Source organism: Brevibacterium sp. AGC70, assembly GCF_057334195.1.
The window spans coordinates 1-20,687 of record NZ_JBHFIH010000002.1 but is presented as its reverse complement, the minus strand read 5'-3'; the positions used below and the strand labels follow the sequence as shown (position 1 = coordinate 20,687).

General features: G+C 63.1%; 16 protein-coding genes and 1 rRNA gene. 3 read left to right on the top strand and 14 right to left on the bottom strand.

Going from position 1 to position 20,687, the window contains the following annotated elements:
* Positions 1 to 5: 5 nt before the first annotated feature.
* From ACE03M_RS02485 to ACE03M_RS02430, 12 genes are read right to left on the bottom strand one after another with little or no spacing between them, the layout of a single operon-like run.
* Entirely contained in the window at positions 6 to 1,142 is a 1,137-nt protein-coding gene (locus ACE03M_RS02485) for a group 1 glycosyl transferase (protein ID WP_143923824.1), read from the bottom strand.
* 33 nt (positions 1,143 to 1,175) lie between these two features.
* Positions 1,176 to 2,363, bottom strand: coding sequence for a glycosyltransferase family 4 protein (locus tag ACE03M_RS02480; protein WP_485932640.1), 1,188 nt, complete (start codon positions 2,361 to 2,363; stop codon positions 1,176 to 1,178).
* The gene (gene murJ, locus ACE03M_RS02475; protein ID WP_485932638.1) at positions 2,360 to 4,084 is read right to left on the bottom strand and encodes a murein biosynthesis integral membrane protein MurJ; all 1,725 of its coding nucleotides are present in this window, start codon (positions 4,082 to 4,084) and stop codon (positions 2,360 to 2,362) included. The genes ACE03M_RS02480 and murJ overlap by 4 nt, the downstream gene beginning before the upstream one ends.
* On the bottom strand, positions 4,081 to 4,956 hold the full coding sequence (locus ACE03M_RS02470) for a hypothetical protein (protein WP_485932636.1): 876 nt from the start codon (positions 4,954 to 4,956) through the stop codon (positions 4,081 to 4,083). Before ACE03M_RS02470 ends, murJ begins: the two co-directional genes overlap by 4 nt.
* 1 nt (position 4,957) lies before the next feature.
* A complete protein-coding gene (locus ACE03M_RS02465; protein WP_143923828.1) occupies positions 4,958 to 5,908 on the bottom strand; it encodes a copper transporter in 951 nt (316 codons plus the stop codon).
* Positions 5,901 to 7,139, bottom strand: coding sequence for a putative cytokinetic ring protein SteA (gene steA, locus ACE03M_RS02460; RefSeq protein WP_485932634.1), 1,239 nt, complete (start codon positions 7,137 to 7,139; stop codon positions 5,901 to 5,903). Before steA ends, ACE03M_RS02465 begins: the two co-directional genes overlap by 8 nt.
* A gap of 15 nt (positions 7,140 to 7,154) precedes the next feature.
* Positions 7,155 to 8,858: a DNA repair protein RecN gene (gene recN, locus ACE03M_RS02455; RefSeq protein WP_485932632.1), complete on the bottom strand. Its 1,704-nt coding sequence runs from the start codon at positions 8,856 to 8,858 to the stop codon at positions 7,155 to 7,157.
* The gene (locus ACE03M_RS02450) at positions 8,859 to 9,800 is read right to left on the bottom strand and encodes an NAD kinase (RefSeq protein ID WP_186293183.1); all 942 of its coding nucleotides are present in this window, start codon (positions 9,798 to 9,800) and stop codon (positions 8,859 to 8,861) included.
* Positions 9,797 to 10,600 carry a TlyA family RNA methyltransferase gene (locus tag ACE03M_RS02445; RefSeq protein ID WP_485932630.1) on the bottom strand — a complete coding sequence of 268 codons (804 nt, stop codon included), beginning with the start codon at positions 10,598 to 10,600 and terminating at the stop codon, positions 9,797 to 9,799. The genes ACE03M_RS02450 and ACE03M_RS02445 overlap by 4 nt, the downstream gene beginning before the upstream one ends.
* A complete protein-coding gene (locus tag ACE03M_RS02440) occupies positions 10,597 to 10,860 on the bottom strand; it encodes a hypothetical protein (protein ID WP_485932628.1) in 264 nt (87 codons plus the stop codon). The genes ACE03M_RS02445 and ACE03M_RS02440 overlap by 4 nt, the downstream gene beginning before the upstream one ends.
* Positions 10,853 to 11,890 carry an HAD-IIA family hydrolase gene (locus ACE03M_RS02435; RefSeq protein ID WP_485932626.1) on the bottom strand — a complete coding sequence of 346 codons (1,038 nt, stop codon included), beginning with the start codon at positions 11,888 to 11,890 and terminating at the stop codon, positions 10,853 to 10,855. Before ACE03M_RS02435 ends, ACE03M_RS02440 begins: the two co-directional genes overlap by 8 nt.
* Complete coding sequence (locus ACE03M_RS02430) at positions 11,887 to 13,248, bottom strand: tetratricopeptide repeat protein (protein WP_485932624.1); 1,362 nt, start codon at positions 13,246 to 13,248, stop codon at positions 11,887 to 11,889. Before ACE03M_RS02430 ends, ACE03M_RS02435 begins: the two co-directional genes overlap by 4 nt.
* Here ACE03M_RS02430 and ACE03M_RS02425 point away from each other — a divergent pair.
* From ACE03M_RS02425 to ACE03M_RS02415, 3 genes are all read left to right on the top strand, one after another.
* Positions 13,186 to 14,133: a hypothetical protein gene (locus ACE03M_RS02425; protein ID WP_485932622.1), complete on the top strand. Its 948-nt coding sequence runs from the start codon at positions 13,186 to 13,188 to the stop codon at positions 14,131 to 14,133. The genes ACE03M_RS02430 and ACE03M_RS02425 overlap by 63 nt on opposite strands.
* Before the next feature lie 998 nt (positions 14,134 to 15,131).
* The gene (locus tag ACE03M_RS02420; RefSeq protein WP_485932620.1) at positions 15,132 to 16,610 is read left to right on the top strand and encodes an aldehyde dehydrogenase family protein; all 1,479 of its coding nucleotides are present in this window, start codon (positions 15,132 to 15,134) and stop codon (positions 16,608 to 16,610) included.
* Between the two features lie 13 nt (positions 16,611 to 16,623).
* Positions 16,624 to 18,186 (top strand): GMC family oxidoreductase, encoded by a 1,563-nt coding sequence (locus ACE03M_RS02415; RefSeq protein ID WP_485932619.1) that lies wholly within the window; start codon positions 16,624 to 16,626, stop codon positions 18,184 to 18,186.
* Positions 18,187 to 18,473: 287 nt separating this feature from the next.
* Here ACE03M_RS02415 and ACE03M_RS02410 read toward each other — a convergent pair whose 3' ends face one another.
* Together ACE03M_RS02410 and rrf are read right to left on the bottom strand one after the other, a co-directional pair.
* A complete protein-coding gene (locus ACE03M_RS02410; RefSeq protein WP_143923836.1) occupies positions 18,474 to 20,261 on the bottom strand; it encodes a BCCT family transporter in 1,788 nt (595 codons plus the stop codon).
* Positions 20,262 to 20,471: 210 nt separating this feature from the next.
* Positions 20,472 to 20,590 (bottom strand): 5S ribosomal RNA (rrf, locus tag ACE03M_RS02405).
* Positions 20,591 to 20,687 lie beyond the last annotated feature (97 nt).

The following is a 20,687-nucleotide window of genomic DNA, read 5'->3' as shown; positions in this document are numbered from 1 at the left end:
TGGGCTCACGAATCCGACGATTCGGCGACTTCGGCGTAGAGGTCAAGCAGCGTCGCAGAGATCGCGGCCCCGTTGTTCACGTCAATCACGCGCTTCTTCGCGGCCACGGCCTGCGTTCCGCGTCCGGCAGGGTCGTCGAGAAGATGATTGATCTCACTCAGAAGCGCGTCGGTGTCGTCGGCTGCGACGGCTTTGGCCGCAGCGCCCCAGATGCCGGCGCGTCGCGGGTTGCCGATGAAGACCGCCGGCTTCGACAGCTGCATGAGGTCCTCATGGCTGAGTCCCGTCATGGTCTCGCTGGCGATGACGACGTCCGCGGCAGCTGCGACGTCGACGAGGTCATCGGCTGGGGCGACGATGACGCCGCGGTCGGCGAAGGCGGACTCAATCGTGGACCGGTCCTTGCCCGTGCCGGTGAGGACCGTGACGACGGGACGTCCTGGCCGCTTCGTGTTGATCTGGTCGGCCGCATCGAGGACCGTGGCCAGAGCAGTGTGGTCGCGCAGGGCAATGGGGCTGGCGACCATCCACGTGCCCTCTTCGACGCCGAGTTCCCGGCGCACCTGTGCGCGCGGTGTCCTGACGGTGAGGTCGACGTCGATGTCCGGGTGAACGAGTTCGGCGCGTTCGACGATCGGGACCTTGCCCCCGAAGTAGTCGACGACCGGTTCGGTGGTGCCCAGGAGCGCGGTTGCGGTGCGGCCCACGATCTCCGCGCCGGTCTTCTCGATCACGCCGGCTGCGTCGAAGGACTCGATCGTCGCGACGACCTTCGGGTGCAGTCGGGCGGGGAGACCGGTGAAGGCGAGACCGGCGAGCGTCGCAGCATGCAGGCCGTGAGCGTGGACGATGTCCACGTGCTGGTAGTACTTGTGCAGAGTGAATGCAGTATTGGGATCTGCCAAGGTGAAGCGTCGTCGGGCTGCCAGCTCGATCTCGCGGAAGTTGTCCGCCAGCTCTTCGGGGACTCCGAATGTGCCCAGCAGCGAACGGTGGGCAGCGACCGCTACCTTGAAGCCGGCGCGCAGATGCCCGAGCACTGCGAGTTTCGCGACTTCGACGACGGGACCCGTGGTTTCGGCGAGTACATGCAGAATCCTCGTGTCTGCGCTGAGTGGGTGGACCTCGCCGGATTCGCTCATTTCCTCATCCTTTTCATTAGATCGACGCTGCTTCTACCCTACCTGGGAGGACATGAGTTCCGTGTATATGCCCACCAGTTCTTTGGCCACTTCTCTCTCATCGGGAAGTTGGGCTCCGCGGGCCTTGGCCCGGGCAGCCAGTTGGGCCCTGCGAGCGGGATCCGAGGCCAGTTCACCGATGGCTGCGGCAAGGCCCATGTCGTCATCGTCGTCGATGAGAATGCCCGCATCCCCGACGAGTTCCGTCGTGCCACCCGTGCTGGTGGCGATGATGGCTCGTCCGGAGATCAGCGCCTCCTGCAGCACCAGTGCACGGGCCTCCCAGACGCTGGTGAGCACATAGAGATCGGCGGCCGCATTGAGTTCGGCGATATCGTCTCTGGGGCCGAGGAAATGCAGAGCAGGCACCGCCGAGGTGGCGGCGAGGTCCTCGTACTGCCCGTGCACCTCGTCGAGGACGGCCTGGTCGGCGGCTCCTGCGATGAGGACGACGAGTTCTGGTCCTTGACGCTCGGATCGCGCATTCGGCTCATGCGACTCGCCCGGCTCAGGCCCGCCGAGGCGGCCTAGGGCCCGGACGAGCATCGGATAGTTCTTCTGCGGTGCGACACGCCCGACGGCGAGCACGATGAGTGCGTCTGGTCCGAATCCGAACTCCGCGGCCAGTGCCGCACGGGTGGCATCGGCCGCCTCGGCGGGGACCTCAAGGACCTCCGGGGCTGCGGCGGGCACGAACCTGGCATCGCGTGCGCCGAGCTCCCGAGCCCTGTCCACCAAGTCGGCGCTGGCACCGATCGTCAGGTCCGCGCCCTTGGCAAGCAGAGTCTCGATACCGGTCTCGACCGTGGCTCTCAGCCCCTGACCACTGGCCCGGTTGTGGAGGCTGATGATGAGGCGGGGACGGTGGCGAATGGACCGCGTTGCCAGCAGGGTGACGAATCCTGCCCGGAAGCCGTGGGCGTGGACGATGTCGGCGTCGAAGCTGCCGATGAGCCTGCGCAGCCGGATGATCAGAGCGGCGTCGCGGGCACCGATTCCGGTTCCCATGTCGAGTGCGGCGAAGCGGACCCCGGGCAGGGCGGAGAAGCCGAAGTGCTCATCGGTCGAAGCGGGACCGATGACCCCGACTTCATGGCCGGCGGCGGCGAGGTCACGGGCCAGGGCACGCACATGGGTGCCGACACCCCCGGTCGATGTGCCGAGCACGTAGACGATTCTCATCTCTCATCCTCATTCTCTGTCGGAGTCATCGGTCGCGGCGCCTGTACGGCAGGGTCGGTCTGTTCGGCGAGGTCGGGACCACCTCGGCGATTCGACAGCAGTCCGCGCACCTCAGCGAGATAGCTGCGATCGATGGCGAGGATGCCGATGAAGATCACCACGCCGACGAGGGCGGAGACCACGCCGTTGATCACCGAGCCCACGGCTGCGGTGCCGAGAGAGTCGACCAGCCACCCGGATACGAGGACACCGGCGGCTGAGGCGACGGCCGCGGCCAGCAGGGAGAGGAGGCTGCGGCGCACAATGCCGCGCAGGCCAGCCGCTCCCAGGACCCGGCGCATCGAGATGAGCAGGAACAGACCGGCAACGCTCATGCCGAGGACATAGCCGGCGCAGATTGCCACGAGGGTCAGGCCGGCGTCTCCGTCCGCGTTTGTGACCACGATCGCGAGCACCATGCCGACGATGACGAAGACCCAGCCGACCGTGGTCGCCACGGCCGCGTGGCGGGAGCGTTCCATGGCGTAGAAGACGCGCGTCCCCCAGGCGACGAAGGACCAGCCGGGGACTGCGAGGGCCATGACCATGATCGCCTGGCTCATCGAGGAGAAGGGCGCTGATGCGTGTCCGCTGGCAGCATCGATGGCAGTGAAGAACGTCTCCAGGGCTCCGGCTGCGGTCATCAGGATCACCGTGCCCAGCAGGCCGATGCTGACGATGACCGTCGTAGTCGTCGACGTCAGCTGGTGCAGGCGCAGCGTGGCCGTTTCTCTGTCCTCGGCGCTCGCATCGGGATCCTTGGTCCGTCCCACCCATCCGGACAGGGAGGGGAACATGACCGTGACAAGTGGGATCGCAAGCACCCCGTAGGGCAGGAGGTAGACGGCGTTGATGTAGGCGAACAGGACGTAGGTGCCTTCACCGCCGGAGTAGTTCGCCATTCGCAGCGTCATCACCACCGCCGCCTGCTGAGCGAGCAGCGCGGCCATTCCTGCTCCGGCCAGTCGCAGTGCACGGTGGGCGACACCGGGAGGGAAGGTCCAGGTGGGCGAGATCTTGAGACCGGTCGAGCGCATCGGCAGAGCCAACGGCAGTGCCAGGGCCGCGACGCCGATCGTGGTGCCCCAGCCGAGCCAGCCGATGTGGGACTGCCAGGTGCCGTCGGTGCCGCCGACTGCCTGGTAGGCGAAGTAGCATCCGATGACGACGAGGCTCGAGAGCAGCGGCGCGAATGCCGGCCAGAGGAACTTCCGGTGTGCCTGGAGAACACCGGTGAGCACGGCGCCGATGCCGTAGAGGACGAGCTGAGGTGCGAACATGAGCAGGAATACCGCGGTCGCTCTGTGCTGCTCGTCCCCATCCTCGATCAGCAGGTTGGCGATCGGGTCGGCGAAGACCGCGAGGATGATGCTCAACGGCAGGGTGACTGAGACGGCCCAGGTCAGAAGCGCCGAGGCGATCCGTCCCGCCGTTTCCCTGTCCGAGCGTGCCAGGGGAATCGCCAGGAGCGGAATGACGGCCCCGGCCAGCGCGCCGCCGGCGACGACTTCGAAGAGGATGTTGGGAACCTGGTTCGCCGACTGGTAGGCGGTGCCGACGGTGCCAGCACCCACAGTCGGCGAGAAGACCAACCACCTCAGGAACCCGATGAGTCGGGTGAAGAGGGTGATGACCGAGACGAGTAACGCCGCAGAGGCGAAGACTCGAACCAGCTTACTCACACGGCCTCGCGGCCGAAGGCGTCGATCTCACGCAGTCCGGGGGTGGATTCGATGATGGAGGTGAACGAGACCTTCTCACTCAGCAGGGTGAGGCCGACCAGGCCAGACAGCACCAGAACACGTTGGGTGGCCGTCGAGTTCTCGGCGACGATCGTGCCCAATGCGGCGCCGAGGGCGTTGGCGCCCGTGTCGCCGAGCATCACCGCACCGTCGAGGTCGTCTGGCCACGCCGCGGCGCTGGCCCCGGCGATGGCTGCGCTGGGCGCCCAGGTCAGGCCGTGCTTGTGGGGCATGAAGAACAGCGTCAGCAGCCCCGCCTTGAGTGCGCGTCCAGGGCGGAGATCGAGCAGATTGAACAGGTTCGCCGTTCCGGCGATGACTCCCCCGGTGACGATGACGTCGACCGTAGAACCGAACCAGGTCTGGTCTGCGGTCGTTGAGTTCGAGGAGAACAGCCCGCGGCTGCTTGTGCATGTGCCGGTCCGCAGAATCGTCGCAGCCGCGATCGAGGCCAGCGGGATTCCGATGACTTTGAGCCCACCGGTCGTGATCTGGCCCTGGGCCAGGGCGCTGAGGTGACCGCGCAGTCCCTTCGAGTCACCTGATTCGAGGAAGTCATCAACCGCACCCAGACCTCCGGCGATGGTGGTCACCAGCATGGTCGCTGCGCGCTGACGCGGTGCTTCGATGAGGACACTGCCTGCGAGCAGTCCCGCGGTGACCGCTGGACCTTCGACGAGGGAGACATCATGGCCGGCATGGTTCGTACGCACGACCTTGTCATGGGTGCGCAGCTTCGAGGACAGGATCGCTTTGGTCGCCGTGTAGCCGAGGAGGCCGGCGACGGCGGAGCTGACGAGTGAGCGGATCATCTCAGTCCTTTCCTGGCATGATCTCTTCGGCATCATCGGAGAAGCCGTAGTGACCGTGGGTCCCGGCTTCGCCTGCGGCAAGGGCGCGGACGGTGATGACGGCCCCGGCTCCCAGCCCGAGCCCGTCGACGGTGCTGGCCCGCGACTTCTCGGTCCTGAGGATGGACACCAGCCCGTTCTGGGCAGAGCCCGCGTCTCCGGCCACGACCACGGACGTCGAGTCGGAGGTCAGCGAATTGATGAAATCGGTGATGAGGGTGCGGTTCGCCTTGTCATTGGTCGCTTCGGGGCTGGGCTCGGTCTCATCGGCGAGCTTCGAATTCTCATCATCGATGACGACGAAGAGCGAGGTCGGCTTGTGGTCGGTGTCGGTGCGCAGGCGTCCCGCGTCGACGAAGGCGTCGAAGATTCCGGAGGACTTCTTCTCCGCAGCGTCCCGGTCCTTGCCGCTTTCGAGCATCGTGGCCTTGCCCGTGAGAGCGATGACGAGGGCAGACCGAAGCGCCGTCGAATCGTCCTTCGGCAGGCTCGGCACCGAGTCCCTCAAGGTTTTGAGGAAGTCTTTGGAGTCCGTCAGCGACAGGGTGTTGTCCACGAAGGAGACGTCTCCGCCGATCTTTCCGCCGGCTTCCTTGATTCGGTTGGTGACCTCTTCGACCTGCTCGGGGTCGGCCTTCGGTGCGCCGATGATGCTGACGTCTTCGCCCTTCAGCGTGTCGCCGATGAGTTCGGGGGCGGCAGAGGTCACGAAGTCGTTCTGCTTGTCGATGTTGCCGTTGGCTGCATCGATCTTCGCTCGCAGATCGTCACGGTCGGCGCGCAGTGAGTCGACCTGGCTCTGCAGGGACTCACCGATCGGTTCCTTCAGCGGTCCAGCGCCCAGGACGATTCCCACCGCCAGGGCCAGGAAGACCGAGACGAGTGAGACAAGGTGGTAACGAAAATCAATCACTGGTCAGTCCTTGAATGATGCTGGCAGATTCTGAGGATGCGGCAGGGTCGCCGCCGAACAGGGAGCCGATCCAACCGAAGACCCCGTCGAGTTGGGCTCCGACGAGCCCGATGAGCGTCTGGCCGGCAGCTGTCGCGAACAGTGCCACACCGAGTGCGACGAGTCCCGCGATGATCAGGATGCTCAGCTGCAGGTTGGAGATCCGCTGACGGTACAGCAGCGAGACTCCCTTGGCGTCGATGAGCTTCGAACCCACTCGCAGGCGCGTGATGAAAGTCGAGGCCATGCCCTTTCGGCCCTTATCGAGGAATTCCATCACGGTGTCGTGTGTGCCCACGGCCACGATCAGGCTTGCGCCCTTGTCGTCGGCCAGCAGCATGGCGATGTCCTCACTGGTGCCCGAGGCGGCGAAGGCGACGCAGTCGACGCCCAGGGAATGGACGCGCTCGGTTCCGGGTGCGTTTCCGTCCCGGTAGGCGTGGACGACGATCTCGGCCCCGGAGGTCAGCGCGGTGTCGGACACGGAGTCCATATCGCCGACGATCATGTCGGGTTTGTAACCGGCTTCGATGATGGCGTCGGCTCCACCGTCCACACCGACGAGAAGCGGACGATACTCCCGAATGTAGGAGGCGAGGATCGCGAGGTCCTCTTTGTAATGGTAGCCGCGGACGACGATGAGGGCGTGTCTGCCGTCGAACTTAGTGGCGACCTCGGGGACGACAAGTTCGGCCGAGAGCAGGTCCGAGTCCTTGCGGATGTATTCGATCGTGTTGTCGACGAAATCCACGAGCACGGAGTTCATCCCGGCCTCGGCTGCGTGCATGTCCTCCGCGATCGTCTCCGAGGTCTGGACGATGCCGGTGGCGATCTCCTTCTCGTCGAGGAGCACTGTGTCATCGGCGATGCTGATCTGGGAGTTCTCCTCGACCAGGTCGAAGATCTCCGGGCCGGTGGCGTCGATGAGCGGGATTCCGGCGTCGACGATGATTCCCGGCCCCAGGTTGGGGTAGCGACCGGAGATCGACTTGTCCGCGTTGATGACTGCGGCGGGTCTGCAGGCAACGAGCGCCTCGGCAGAGATCCGGTCGATGTCGGCGTGTTTGATGACCGCGATATCGCCTGCGCTCAAACGTTTGGTGAGGTCTTTCGTCCGCCGATCGAGTCTGGCAGGAGCCGGGCCGGACCTGGTTGGGACTGTGAGCTTCTCCCGAGTTCTACGCACTTTCATGGTCCGCCCATTCTCTCATGTCAGCGCGGTCTGACCGGTCTTGACCTGCCGTGCTGAGTCGAGGAGTTCGGCTGCATGGGCCTTCGCTGAGGAGGAGTCCTCCATTCCGGCGAGCATGCGTGAGAGTTCGATGACCCGTTCGTCTTCGCTGAGTTCTCTGACGCCGGATTTCACGGTCTCGGCGTCGTCGTCCTTGACGATGGTGACGTGGGTGTCAGCCCAGGCTGCGACCTGGGGCAGGTGAGTGACGACGATGACCTGTGCGTTCTCAGCAAGTTTGGCGAGGCGTCGGCCGATCTCGACGGCGGCCTTTCCTCCGACACCGGCGTCGACTTCGTCGAAGACGTAGGTGGGGATGGCCTCCCCCGCCGCGCGGACGACTTCGATGGCGAGCATCACGCGTGAGAGCTCACCACCGCTGGCGACCTTGCCGATGTCATCACCGGCCGAGGAATCGTGTGGGGCGAAGGTGAGACGGACATCGTCGCAGCCGTGTGCTGTCGGTTCCCGTTCGGTGAGTTCGAACGTCACCTGGGCCTTCGGCATCGACAGGGCGGCGAGCTCTGCGCTCACGGCTTGGGAGAAGGATGCTGCCGTCGCGGTTCTGATCTCTGTCAGCGCGCTGCCGGCAGCTTCCATTGCGCTGCGTGCTTCGTCGAGTTCGGCGTCGAGCTGTCCGAGATCGCGATCATCGGCTTCGAGCTCGGCCAGTTCCTGAGCTGAGCGTGTTTCGAAGTCCAGCACTTCGGCCACGTCCTGCCCGTAGGCGGACAACGATCCGAGTTCGGCTCTGCGAGCTTCGGTCTCTTCAAGTGAGGTCTCCCCCAGTTCGTCGAATCCGGTCAGGTAGGAGCTGAGCTCTGCGGCGGAATCGGACAGACGCAGGACCGCGTCATTGAGGGCGGCCTTGATTCGAGCCAGTTCCGGGTCCGCGGATTCCACATCGGTCAGCGCGCTGATCGCCTGGTGCACGTGGTCGACGGCGGCGCCTGCATCGTCGAGTTCGCTGCCGAGAAGGAGGTCGTGGGCACTGCCGACGGCCTGTGTGATCTCAACCGCGGCTCCGAGTTTCGCAGCCTGCGCGGTCAGTGCTTCATCTTCGCCTGGGACCGGACGGACCTTGTCGATGGCTTCCAGGCAGCCGCCGAGCCACAGGATCCTCTCCCGTCTGGCCGCGGTGCTGTCCTTGATTCGGGCGACCCGGGTCTGGGTTTCGCGCCAGTTCTCAAATGCTGCACGGTATCTGCTAGCCACAGCCTCGAGTTCGGGGCCTCCCGCTGCGTCGAGCAGCTGCCGCTGTTGGGCGGGGCCTTTGAGTCGCAGCTGTTCGGACTGTCCGTGGAGGGTGATGAGCTCATCGGAGATCTCGGTCAGCACGGAGATGGGGACGGTGCGTCCACCGGCGGTGGCGCGGGCGCGGCCCTTCTGTGCCACGGTGCGGGAGATGATGGCTTCATCCTCGGCACTGCCTCCGGCTTCTTCGATGCGGGAGCGCACCGAGTCGGTGACGGCGGAGAAGATTCCTTCGACCTCGGCCTTCTCTGCGCCTTTGCGAACCACACCTGAACCGACCTTGCGGCCCATGAGCAGGCTCAGTGCTGAGACGAACATCGTCTTACCGGCACCGGTCTCACCGGTCACGACGGTGAAGCCTGTGGACAGTTCGACCTCTGCTTCGGCGATCACGCCGAGGTGGGAGATTCTCAGTTCGGAAATCATCTACGCCTCCTCGATCGGTCCCCGCCAACCGGAGACAGGCAGTCGGAACTTCGCCACCAATCGATCGGTGAAGGGGCCGGTGTGAAGTCGGGCCAGTTTGATCGGTGACTGTGAACGCTTGGCTTCGATCCGCGCCCCGGCTGGCAGTTCGAGGGCTCTCCGGCCATCGCACCACAGGACGGCGGAGAAGTCGGGATTGCGCGGGGAGATCTCCACGCCGAGGCGGGAGTCTGGGTTGACGACGAGCGGTTCGGTGAACAGGGCGTGGGCTGAGATCGGGATGAGCAGCAGTGCTTCGACCTCGGGCCAGACGATGGGACCGCCTGCGGAGAAGGCATATGCGGTCGAACCGGTCGGTGTTGCCAGGATGACACCGTCACAGCCGAACGACGATACCGGTCGAGCGTCGACGCCCAGGACGACGTCGATCATGCGGGCCTTCGACGTCTTCTCGATTGTGGCCTCGTTGAGGGCCCAGGCGTTGTAGATGGCCTCCCCCTCGTGCCAGACGGTGACGTCCAGGGCGAGGCGCTCCTCAACCAGGTAGTCACGCTGGGAGGCCCGATGGACAGCCTCGGCGAGGTCTTCTCTTTCGCTCTCGGCGAGGAATCCCACGTGTCCGAGGTTGACGCCCATGAGCGGGACCCCGGAACCGTGGAAGCGTTCGGCTGCCCGCAGGATCGTCCCGTCGCCGCCGAGGACGATGACGAGTTCGCATCTTGTCTTCCAGGTCGCGAGCTGGGCTGGGTCGATGACCTCGCAGCGGCTGAGGAGTTCCTGCTGCACGTCGGCGTGGGAACTGCGTTCGGCGAAGTCGAGGACCTCTTCGTCGAGGACGACTGGGGTGATTCCGTCGTCGAGGAGCGCCTTCCACACGCTCACTGCTGCCACTGCTGATTCCTCGCGCTGGGGATGCAGCAGCACCATGATGTGTCGGCTCACGGCTCTCCTCTCATAATCTGATCCAGATGGGTTGCGATGTCCGCCTCGTTGAGCCTATCGGACTCGGTTCGTGTTTTCCCTGGTCGAACACGCAGGAAGTACTCCAGGTTTCCACTGGGACCGGGAAGCACGGATCCCGCGACATCGACCACGCGGGCCTCGTATTCGGCGATACCGGCGAGGACGGAGTCAAGGGCCCGCCGTCGCTTGCTCACGGTGGAGACGACGCCGTGCTTGTCGAGTGCACCACGGGCGAGTTCGAACTGGGGTTTGACCATGAGGAGCAGTTCGCCGGTGGATTGTGTGGCTGCCAGCAGCGGAGCCAGCAGCAGGCGCAGGGAGATGAATGACACGTCGGCGACGACCACATCGACCTGCGGCACGTCGGAACTCTCCAGGTCACGCAGGTTGAGGCCTTCTCGGACACGGACTCGTGGGTCCTGGCGAAGCCCCGCGTCGAACTGGTCGTGTCCGACGTCGACGGCCCAGACTTCCTTCGCTCCCCGGTGCAGGAGGACTTGGGTGAATCCGCCGGTGGAGGCACCGGCGTCGAGCGCGGTTCTGCCTGCGAAGTCAGCGATGGAGAAGGACTCCAGTGCACCGAGGAGTTTGTGTGCGCTGCGTGCCACCCAGGGGTCGGGTTCTGTGACTGTGAGCTCGTCGGCGTCTGTCACATCCTGCGAGGGCTTCGCGGCTGCTCGGCCATTGATGCTGACCCGTCCGGCAGCGATCTCCCGTGCCGCTCGGGACCGGGTGGCGATCAGTTCCCGTTCGACCAGTTCGCGGTCGAGTCGGCTCACAACGAACTCACCTGAGAGTCGAGGTCATCAAGGAGCGTGGACAGGAGTCCGTGTCGTTCGGTGCTTGGTGCTTCGTCGATCTGCTCAAGGTCACGGCGCCAGTTTTCAACGGGCACATCACCGTTGACAGAAGCCGGGGTGGGAGCCTGTGGCACGGGTCGGCTCGGCGATGCCGGCTGGCTAGGCGCTTCGGCCTGTTGTGGTTCGTCGTTCTGCTGTGGTTCGTCGTTCTGCTGTGGTTCGTGCATCGGTTCAGTCATGGATCCTCCGTGGCAGATTCCCTGGAGCCACGTCATCGCCGCGGTCCATCGCCTCCCATGCTAGTCGGAGAGCGTCCTGGACGATGGCGGCCCCAACGTGGGCAGAATCGTCCAGGCACAGTTGACCATCGACGATCCGACAGCCCGCAGATCCAAGCGCTCCGTCGGCCGATTCTTGCGCATCCTCGCCGCCAATGAGCTTCGGCAGGCCACGCAGGCTGGGCAGGATATAGGTGGGACGCAGACCGGGACGGGCACGGAGGGCGTCATGAATGTCGTGGACGCCGGTGAGGACGAGAGCGGTTTCGAACCCTGCTGAGTTGCCGCCTTCGATATCCGTGTCGAGGCGATCTCCGACCATCAGAGGTCGTTGGGCTCTGATCCTGCGTGCCGCGAATTCCATCATGTGCGGGGCGGGTTTGCCGACGACGGTCGGCTGTGCACCGGTGAGTTTGGAGAGCATGTCGATGAATGCCCCATTGCCTGGGACTCGGCTCCTGGGACCGACCATCGAATAGTCGGGGTTGGTCGCCCACCATTCGATGCCTGATGTGATCGCTTCACAGGCGCGCACGATCGCCTGGTACGTGATGTCCGGGTCGAGGCCCTGAGCGATGGCGACGGGGCCGTCATCCAGATTGTGGGTGAGTGTCAGTCCCTCGGATTCCAGCGCCGTGGCCAGTCCGGTTGCGCCCACCAGGTAGATGAGTGCCCCGGTTCCGAATCTTTCGGCAAGCCGTCCGGCCAGCACCTGCGCCGAGGTGGTCACCTCAGCCGGTGTCGTGTTGATTCCCAGCGTGGAGATGTGCTCGGCCACCACCTCGGCGGTGCGGGTAGCGTTGTTCGTCACATAGTTGACGGGGATGGACTGCTCGTGGAGGAAGTTGATGCCCTCCACTGCTCCGGAGATCGGCTCCGGACCGTGGTAGACGACGCCGTCGAGGTCGAACAGCACACAGTCGATCGGTGCGCCCGATTCCTCAGGCGCACGTCGATCGACCGGTGCTGCTGCGTTGGCGACTGGCGTCACTGATGACCATTCAGCCGATACGAGACGTTCGTCTCCTCTGAGCTCGCATTGTCGGCAGGCTTGAGGCTCGTGCCCGATGCTTCGGGGTCCGCGTGAGCTTCTTCCTCGGAGGACTCGGAAGTCTCCTCATCGGAAGCGGCGCTTCCTTCGGCATCCTCGAGCAGTTCGTCGAGTTCAGCTTCGATCTCCTCGTCGGAGACCTTGACCTTCTTCAGTTCCTTCTCTGAGACGTGCGTCTTCGACTTCGCCGGAACGTGATCGTCTCCAGCCGCGTCAGCAACGGCATCTGTGATGGCGTTGTCTGCGACGAGGCTGACCGTAGGAGCTTCGTCGGCCTCATCGGCCTCGGCGTCGCCAGCGTCCTCGTCGAACTCTGCTTCACCCGCGCCCTCAGCGTCTGCATCGTCGAAATCGACATCATCGGCGCCTGAACCAGCCGCGGTCGGACGCTCGGTCTCGGCATCGTCGAACTCAGCATCTTCGAGTTCTGCAGCGTCCCTGTTGTCAACGCCGGCCATGCCGACAGCATCGGCATCGTGTGCCGAGCCGTACTCAGTCTCAGTCTCAGCCTCAGCAGGAGCATCGTCGAGTGAGGCAGGCTCATCATCGTCGATCTCTTCGACGGTCTCGATTTCCACGCCGAGGTTGGGGTCTGGCTCTTCGTCCCCGAAGAGAGTGCCCGTGGCCTTGGCAGTGCGACGCGAGAGCTCTTCGTACTTGTCAGCCATCTCGGTTTCCCCGTGCAGGCGCAGCACTTCAGAATATGCGGCCATCAGGCGCACCAGCGCACCGCTTGGCTTCTGGGTGAAGTCTTCGGCTTCGATCAGAGCCCGTGCGCCCTTGAGTTCACCGAGGTCCGATTTCGCTCCGGCGGCAACGATGACGAGTTCGGTGCGAGCATCGTTGTCGAGTTCAAGCTCACCGGCTGACTCGAACAGCTCGATAGCCTTCTGAGGCTTGTCACGACCGCGTTCTGCATCAGCGATGAGCGCAATGTTGTCGTTCGAGCCGGAGATTCGTCGGTGCGTGCGCAGTTCGCGAACTGCCTCGTCGTACTTCTCCACGTGATAGGCGGCAATGCCGAGTGCTTCTCGGACCAGGCCAACGCGACCCGCGCGGGCCATGGCTGCCTTCGCATGCTCGTAGGCGCGTTCCGGATCGACATCCAGGAACCCTCCGGCTGAGACGAGGTGCTTGGCAACTGCTGCTGCGTTCTCCTTGTCGAGGGTACGCAGCTGTCCCAGCAGCTCTTTGCCGAGTTCCTTGCCGGTGACCTCTTCGGGAATAGGCGGCTCTTGGATGCGCGGACGGCGTGCGCGCTGTTCGCGTGCGTATTCGCCGGTCTCGGTAGAGCGCACGGCTCTGCGGTCATTATTGTTACGCCCGAAGCCTCCGCGGTCACCGCCGCCGTCGCGACGTCGGCTTCCTCCGCGGTCATCGCGGCGGTTGCCCTGGTAACCACCACGACGTTCTCCGTCGCTGGAGCGATTGCCCTGAGATCCACCACGGCGTTCACCATCATTGGAGCGGTCACCTTGGTAACCGCCACGACGGTCACCGTCCTTATTGCGGTCCCCTTGGTATCCACCACGACGCTCATCACGACGGTCGCTGCCGAAGCTGCGGCGTTCACTGTCGTTGGACCGGTTGCCCTGATAACCACCACGACGCTCACCATCATTGGAGCGGTTGCCCTGGTAACCACCGCGACGTTCACCGTCGCTGGAGCGGTTGCCCTGGTAACCACCGCGACGTTCACCGTCCTTATTGCGGTCGCCCTGGTAGCCGCCACGACGCTCATCACGACGGTCGCCGCCGAAGCTGCGGCGTTCACTGTCGTTGGAACGGTTACCCTGATAACCACCACGACGCTCACCATCGCCGGAGCGGTTACCCTGATAACCACCACGACGCTCACCATCGCTGGAACGGTTACCCTGAAAACCGCCACGGCGTTCACCGTCGCTGGAGCGGTTGCCTTGGTAACCACCACGACGGTCACCGTCCTTATTGCGGTCGCCTTGGTATCCACCACGACGATCATCACGACGGTCGCCGCCGAAGCTACGGCGTTCACCATCATTACGACGGTCGCCACCATTGCCACGGTTGCCCTGGTAACCACCACGACGCTCACCATCGCTGGAACGGTCGCCTTGGTAACCACCACGGCGCTCACCATCGCTGGAGCGATTGCCCTGATAGCCGCCTCGGCGGTCGTCGCGACGATCGGAGTTACGTGACCCGCGCTCGTCCCGGGACTGGTGGGAGTCCTGTCGACGATTGTGATTGCTGTCGCGATCTGAGCGGCGCCCGCCGTCCGAGCGGCGGTTCTGCTGGCTGTCTCGCGAATCCCCTGGGGCCACGATTCTCCCTATAAAGTCTTTTCAATGATTCCGCACCATTCTAGTCCACTCGAAACGGGTAAGTCGTGTGCGTGGGAACACGAATTCATTGTCGACAAAGTGATGCGATGGTCACGGTAAGTTCTCGTTCGCAGCCACCGGTCAGGTCCGGGCCACACAATCCGCAGTCTCCGACCACCTCGATTCATCGGACGAAGCGGCGCTGCATGGTTAGGCGGACCACTCCCCTATTAGGCATCAGGCCATAACATCAGAGCAAGATCGCCTCTAAGTGCTCTGTTAGAATCGTGGCGAACCGTGCCCTCAGCAACGGCATATGGGGACACACGGTCATCTCATCGCGGTCAGTAGGGGATTCATGAAGCCTGGTGTGGAAAATTCGAGCATGCTGGTCCACTCTTTTCACGTCCCCGCTTCAACCGCATTATCGCCACATGAAACTACATCAGCAATTGCCCCTTTCCTGATGTCACACCTGAATACCGGAACCCAGATCAGGCACCGTTGCATGATTACCCGGTGTTTCAAATACTCTATCGACGTCCCGACAATTGTGCTCATTGTCACCGCAGGCTCAGTGCACAGATCGCAGCACGAGGTTCCACACAGCAACGACTGTTCCGGACCCCTCGCAGACACGGAAGCCTTCACCCCAGACCGTGCAAGGCCGCATGTGCGCACAGTATCGTCGGCAATCTGTGACTCTGTTCATCCGATTGAGCATCGGATGCCCTTGTTCGCATATCGTGGCTCTCGGAAGCGTCACCACCAGCGGAAAGAGGAGACATGCACTCAGCAAGGACTCGCACTTCGACATGGGTGACCAAGACAGACTCAATCTCAATGATTTTCACCATCAAGGAATAGGAGACATCGTGCCCAACACGCTTTTCATCGATGGACAGTGGGTTTCGGCCCAGAACGGCGGGATCAGAGAGATCCATAATCCAGCCGACGGCAGTTTCGTCGCCGAGGTGGACGAAGCCAGCCCAGCAGACACCGAACTCGCAATCGCTGCCGCCCGTCGCGCCTTCGACTCGGGCGTCTGGTCGAGCGTGCCCGCCAGCGAGCGGGGCGATCTGCTCCTCAAGTTCGCATCGGTGCTGCGGGAGCGCAAGGCAGAGTTCGCCCGCGCCGAATCGCTTGACACAGGCAAGCGCTATGTCGAGTCCGAGATCGATATGGATGACATCGCCAACTGCTTCGACTACTTCGGCAAACTGGCCGCCAATGACGCCGGCCGCGTCGTCGACGCCGGCACCGACACGGTCGCCAGCCGCATCGTCCACGAGCCCGTCGGCGTCTGTGCCCTCATCACCCCGTGGAACTACCCGCTGCTGCAGGCCGCCTGGAAGATCGCGCCTTGCCTGGCAGCCGGAAATACGTTCATCCTCAAACCTGCCGAACTCACCCCGCACACTGCGATCCTGACGATGCAGGTGCTCGCAGAGCTGGGACTTCCGGCAGGAGTCGGCAACCTGATTCTCGGTGCCGGCGCCGATGCGGGTGCACCGCTGTCGACTCATGAGGACATCGACATGGTCTCCTTCACCGGCGGCCTGGTCACAGGACGCCTGCTGGCTGCCAACGCGGCAGCAACCGTGAAGAAGATCGCACTCGAGCTCGGCGGCAAGAACCCGAACGTCGTCTTCGCCGATGCCGACTTCGAGGCCGCTGTCGACAACGCGCTCAACGCCGCATTCGTCCACTCCGGTCAGGTCTGCTCCGCAGGGGCCCGACTCATCGTCGAAGAATCCATCGCCGAGAAGTTCGTCGACCGCCTCGTCGAGCGTGCTCAGCAGATCCGCCTCGGCGGACCCTTCGATGACAATGCCGAAACCGGACCGCTCATCTCCGCGGCCCACCGCGACAAGGTCACCGCCTATGTCGACAAGGGCGTGGCCGAAGGCGCTCGCGTGCGCTGCGGCGGCACATGGGGCGAGGGCGATCTGGAGAAGGGCTACTACTACCTGCCCACCATCCTCGACCAGGTCAAGCGCGGAATGTCTGTCGTCTCCGACGAAGCATTCGGCCCTGTTGTCACCGTCGAGACCTTCTCCACGGTCGATGAGGCCGTCGAGATCGCCAACGACACCTACTACGGTCTCGCCGGGGCGGTCTGGAGCCAGGATGCGGGCAAGACTCAGCTGGTCGCCCAGCGTCTGCGCCACGGAACCATCTGGATCAATGACTTCCACCCCTACCTGCCACAGGCCGAGTGGGGCGGATACAAGCAGTCGGGCTTCGGCCGCGAACTGGGACCGACCGGTCTGGCCGAATACCAGGAAGCCAAGCACATCTACCAGAACCTCGAGCCCGCCGTCACCGGCTGGTTCCCCGATCACAGCAAATAAGGAGAATCAGAACGTGGAAACTACTCATAGCTTTGACTATGTCGTCGTGGGCGGAGGCTCCGCGGGCGCTGCCGTGGCCGCGCGCCTCAGCGAGGATCCCGAGGTCAGCGTCGGATTGCTGGAAGCGGGCCCGACCGACGTCGGCGAAGACGTCGTCCTCAGCCTCAACCGGTGGATGGAACTCCTCGAGTCAGGCTTCGACTGGGACTACCCCATCGAGAAGCAGGAGCACGGCAACTCTCATATGAGGCATGCCAGGGCGAAGGTCCTCGGCGGCTGCTCCTCACACAACTCGTGCATCGCCTTCTGGGCCCCGCGTGAGGATCTCGATGACTGGGAGACCAAGTTCGGCGCCACCGGGTGGGGATCGAAGGACACCTTCGGCCTGTACAAGAAGCTGGAGAGCAACGAGCTTCCCGGTGACCACCACGGTCACGACGGCCCCGTGCACCTGATGAATGTGCCGCCGAATGACCCATGCGGTGTCGCCCTGCTCGACGCCTGTGAGCAGGAGGGCATCCCCCGCGTTCAGTTCAACGAAGGCGAAACCGTCATCAACGGTGCCAACTTCTTCCAGGTCAACCGGAAGGCCGACGGCACCCGTTCGTCCTCCTCGGTGTCCTACCTGCACCCGATCCTCGACCGTGAGAACCTCACGATCCTCACCGACACTCAGGCCAAGGTCCTCGAGTTCGATGATCAGGAGAACTGCACCGGCGTCCACGTCGTCAACAACGCCTTCGGCCACACCAAGCGCATCGAAGCCAAGCGGGAAGTCATCGTCTCCTCTGGTGCGATCAACACTCCTCAGCTGCTGATGCTCTCGGGAATCGGTCCCAAGGATCACCTCGCCGAGGTGGGTGTCGATGTTCGCGTCGATTCGCCGGGTGTCGGTGAACACCTGCAGGACCACCCCGAAGGTGTCATCGCCTGGGATGCGAAGAAGCCGATGGTCGACGACTCCACCCAGTGGTGGGAGGCCGGAATCTTCACCCCCACCGAAGAAGGCTTGGACCGCCCCGACCTGATGATGCACTACGGTTCCGTGCCTTTCGACATGCATACACTGCGTCAGGGCTACCCGACGTCGGAGAACACCTTCTGTCTGACTCCGAACGTCACGCATGCCCGCTCACGCGGCACCGTGCGCCTGCGTTCGCGTGATTTCCGGGACAAGCCCTACGTCGATCCTCGGTACTTCACCGACCCTGAGGGCCACGATATGCGTGTCATGATCGCCGGTATCCGCAAGGCTCGTGCCATCGTGGCTCAGGACGCCATGTCCGAGTGGGCCGGTGAGGAACTCTTCCCCGGCAAGGATGTCCAGACTGATGAGCAGATCGAGGACTACATCACCCGCACCCACAACACCGTCTACCACCCGGTGGGCACGGCGCGGATGGGTGCAGCCGATGACCAGTCATCGCCCTTGGATCCCCAGCTGCGAGTCAAGGGTGTCAATCGACTCCGTGTCGTCGATGCCTCCGCAATGCCGGAGATCACGACGGTCAACCCGAACATCACAGTGATGATGATGGGTGAGAAGTGCGCCGAAATGATCAAAGCAGGATCCTGACGCCTCATCACGGAATCCTGATCGGTCGACGCCGGTCAGTGTTCTGAGAGATAAGGACCACCCAAGAGGGCCTCGCTGACAAGCGGGGCCCTCTTCCACATCAACCAACACTAACGGTGCGGTGGAAACCCTGTCCGGTGACCGATGTGTCCCTCCCGGACGGGCTTGAGCACCCCGGCTTATACATCGGCTCAGTCTGATCAAAGCAGAGGGACTGGCCACACCCGGCACGCAGGCTTGGCCAGTCCCCTAGCCTGTCCTAGGCGGGACGCGTCACTTCACTCGCGTCAACCTGGATGTTCCGGCTCGCTCTTGGCGCTGCCTGTTCGGCTGGCCAGCGTTCCATAGCGCTTCTTCTTCCTTCCATCACCCGGGACGTAGGGGTCACGGAACTCAGGAGCCGGCTCAACAGCTTCAGGCGTAATCACGACCTCTTCATCTTCGTCGTATTCGTGCCCGAAGACGTCATCATCATCGGTCCTGCGCTCAACTTCTTCGGGTGGCAGCACCTTCTTCCATTTGCGCATCCGCACACGTGGCAGTTCACCTGCGTCTTCGCGCAACGCGCGCATGAGAGCGTAGATCTGGAAGTACGCGATGATGAAGAACGGCAGCCCGACGAGGATGATCGTCGACTGCAGTGCCTCGAGCCCGCCCGAACCAGAGAAGACGAGCAGGGCCGCGGTGACAACAGCAACAGAGACTGCCCAGAATATGCGCTGACCCAACGGATTGAAGTCCTCGTGACCGTTGTTCATCGTGTCCACCACCAGCGCAGCGGAGTCCACCGAGGTGACGAAGAAGATGACGACCAGGATGATCGCAATCACCGACACCGGCCCTGCGAGCGGATAGTGATCGAGGAAGGCGAACAGCGCTCCTGGGATGTCTCCCTCGCCGACAACACGATCGACGAGGCCACCACCCTTGTTGAACTCGATGTCGAAGGATGCGTAGCCGAAGACTCCGAACCAGAGGATGGAGAAGGCCGAGGGAACAGCGAGGACTCCGATGACGAACTGTCGGATCGTGCGACCACGGGAGATTCGGGCGATGAAGATGCCGACGAAGGGCGACCAGGTGATCGTCCACGCCCAGTAGAAGACTGTCCACGTATTCTGCCAGCCGGTATCGGCGAACGTATCGTTCCACAGTGCCAACTCAGGAAGAGTCTGAATGTAGGTGCCCAATGACTCGAAGATGCCGCGGGCCATGAACAGCGTCGGTCCCAGAACGATGATGAAGATCAGCAGCAGCACCGCAATGACGATGTTGATGTTCGACAGAACCTTGATGCCCTTGTCCAGGCCCAATGACACGGAGATGGTTGCCAGGCCGCAGACGACACCGATGATGATCAGCTGCCAGAGTGCATTCTCTGGAATTCCGATGATCTCTGCCAGACCACCGTTGATCTGCAGTGTGCCGAGACCGATAGATACAGCAATGCCGAATACCGTGCCGATGATGGCGACGACGTCGATGAGCTTCCCGATGGGACCGTGGATCTTCTCACCGAGAATCGGCTGGAAGATGGAGCTCACACGCGGTGGAAGGTTCCTCTTGTGGATGAAGTAGGCGAAGCATAGAGCCGGAAGGGTGAAGATCGTCCAGGTATGCAGGGTGAAATGGTAGTAGGTGAAGTTCATGGCGTCCGTCGCCGCTTCAACGGTGCCGGGTTCGATGCCGAGCGAGGCTCGTGGCGGATCGCCGAAGTGGCTGACTGGTTCTGCCACTCCCCAGAACATGAGGATAGAACCGATGCCGGCAGCGAACAACATAGCGAACCAGGCACCGTTCGAGTGTTCTGGCTCTTCATTGTCCGGACCGAGTTTCGCTCGACCATATCGCGAGGCCGCAATGTAGATGAGAAAGACCAAGAACACGGTGACACCGAGGATATAGAACCAACCGAGGTTCGTCAGCAGCCAATCCGAGGCTGCAGAAACTCCGGTATCGAGGGCGTCAGTGAAGAAGATCGTAGCAAGTACGAACAATATGATGACCGCGGCCGACGAGAAGAAGATCGCCGGATTCGTCCGGAGCCTGAGGGTATCGTGCAGTCGATTGAGCATGGGCGGTACCTTCCTTCTGTATGTGCGGCCCACACTACCCAACCAGGGGCGATGTGGGTGCGATCATGCGCGGAAAGGTTCTCCATCGTTGCCCGATAGGCCGCGCACCATCAACTCACCTGGTGTCAAGAGAATCTGAGCAACCTACTCCTGAATACGAGAAAGGGGCCACCCCACAAAGTGGAATGACCCCAAACCCATCAAAAAATATTGCGGCAGTCACTTACTCTCCCACAACCACCAAGTTGCAGTACCATCAGCGCGAATGGGCTTAGCTACCGGGATCGGAACGGTTAACCGGGCGTTTCCCCACCACTATCACCACCGCAAAACCAACAAACCACCAACCACCCCAAGAACCTCACAGTCCTCTAAGAGCAGAGTAGCGGTCCAAGAACCGTACAGCGAACGCGAACACCACAATAA

Coding starts and splice junctions, on each gene's coding strand:
- ACE03M_RS02470 (WP_485932636.1), bottom strand. CDS start 4,956: ATGATCCGCTCACTCGTCAGCTCCGCCGTCGCCGGCCTCCTCGGCTAC.
- ACE03M_RS02440 (WP_485932628.1), bottom strand. CDS start 10,860: ATGACTGAACCGATGCACGAACCACAGCAGAACGACGAACCACAGCAG.
- steA (WP_485932634.1), bottom strand. CDS start 7,139: ATGAAAGTGCGTAGAACTCGGGAGAAGCTCACAGTCCCAACCAGGTCC.
- ACE03M_RS02410 (WP_143923836.1), bottom strand. CDS start 20,261: ATGCTCAATCGACTGCACGATACCCTCAGGCTCCGGACGAATCCGGCG.
- ACE03M_RS02480 (WP_485932640.1), bottom strand. CDS start 2,363: ATGAGAATCGTCTACGTGCTCGGCACATCGACCGGGGGTGTCGGCACC.
- recN (WP_485932632.1), bottom strand. CDS start 8,858: ATGATTTCCGAACTGAGAATCTCCCACCTCGGCGTGATCGCCGAAGCA.
- ACE03M_RS02485 (WP_143923824.1), bottom strand. CDS start 1,142: ATGAGCGAATCCGGCGAGGTCCACCCACTCAGCGCAGACACGAGGATT.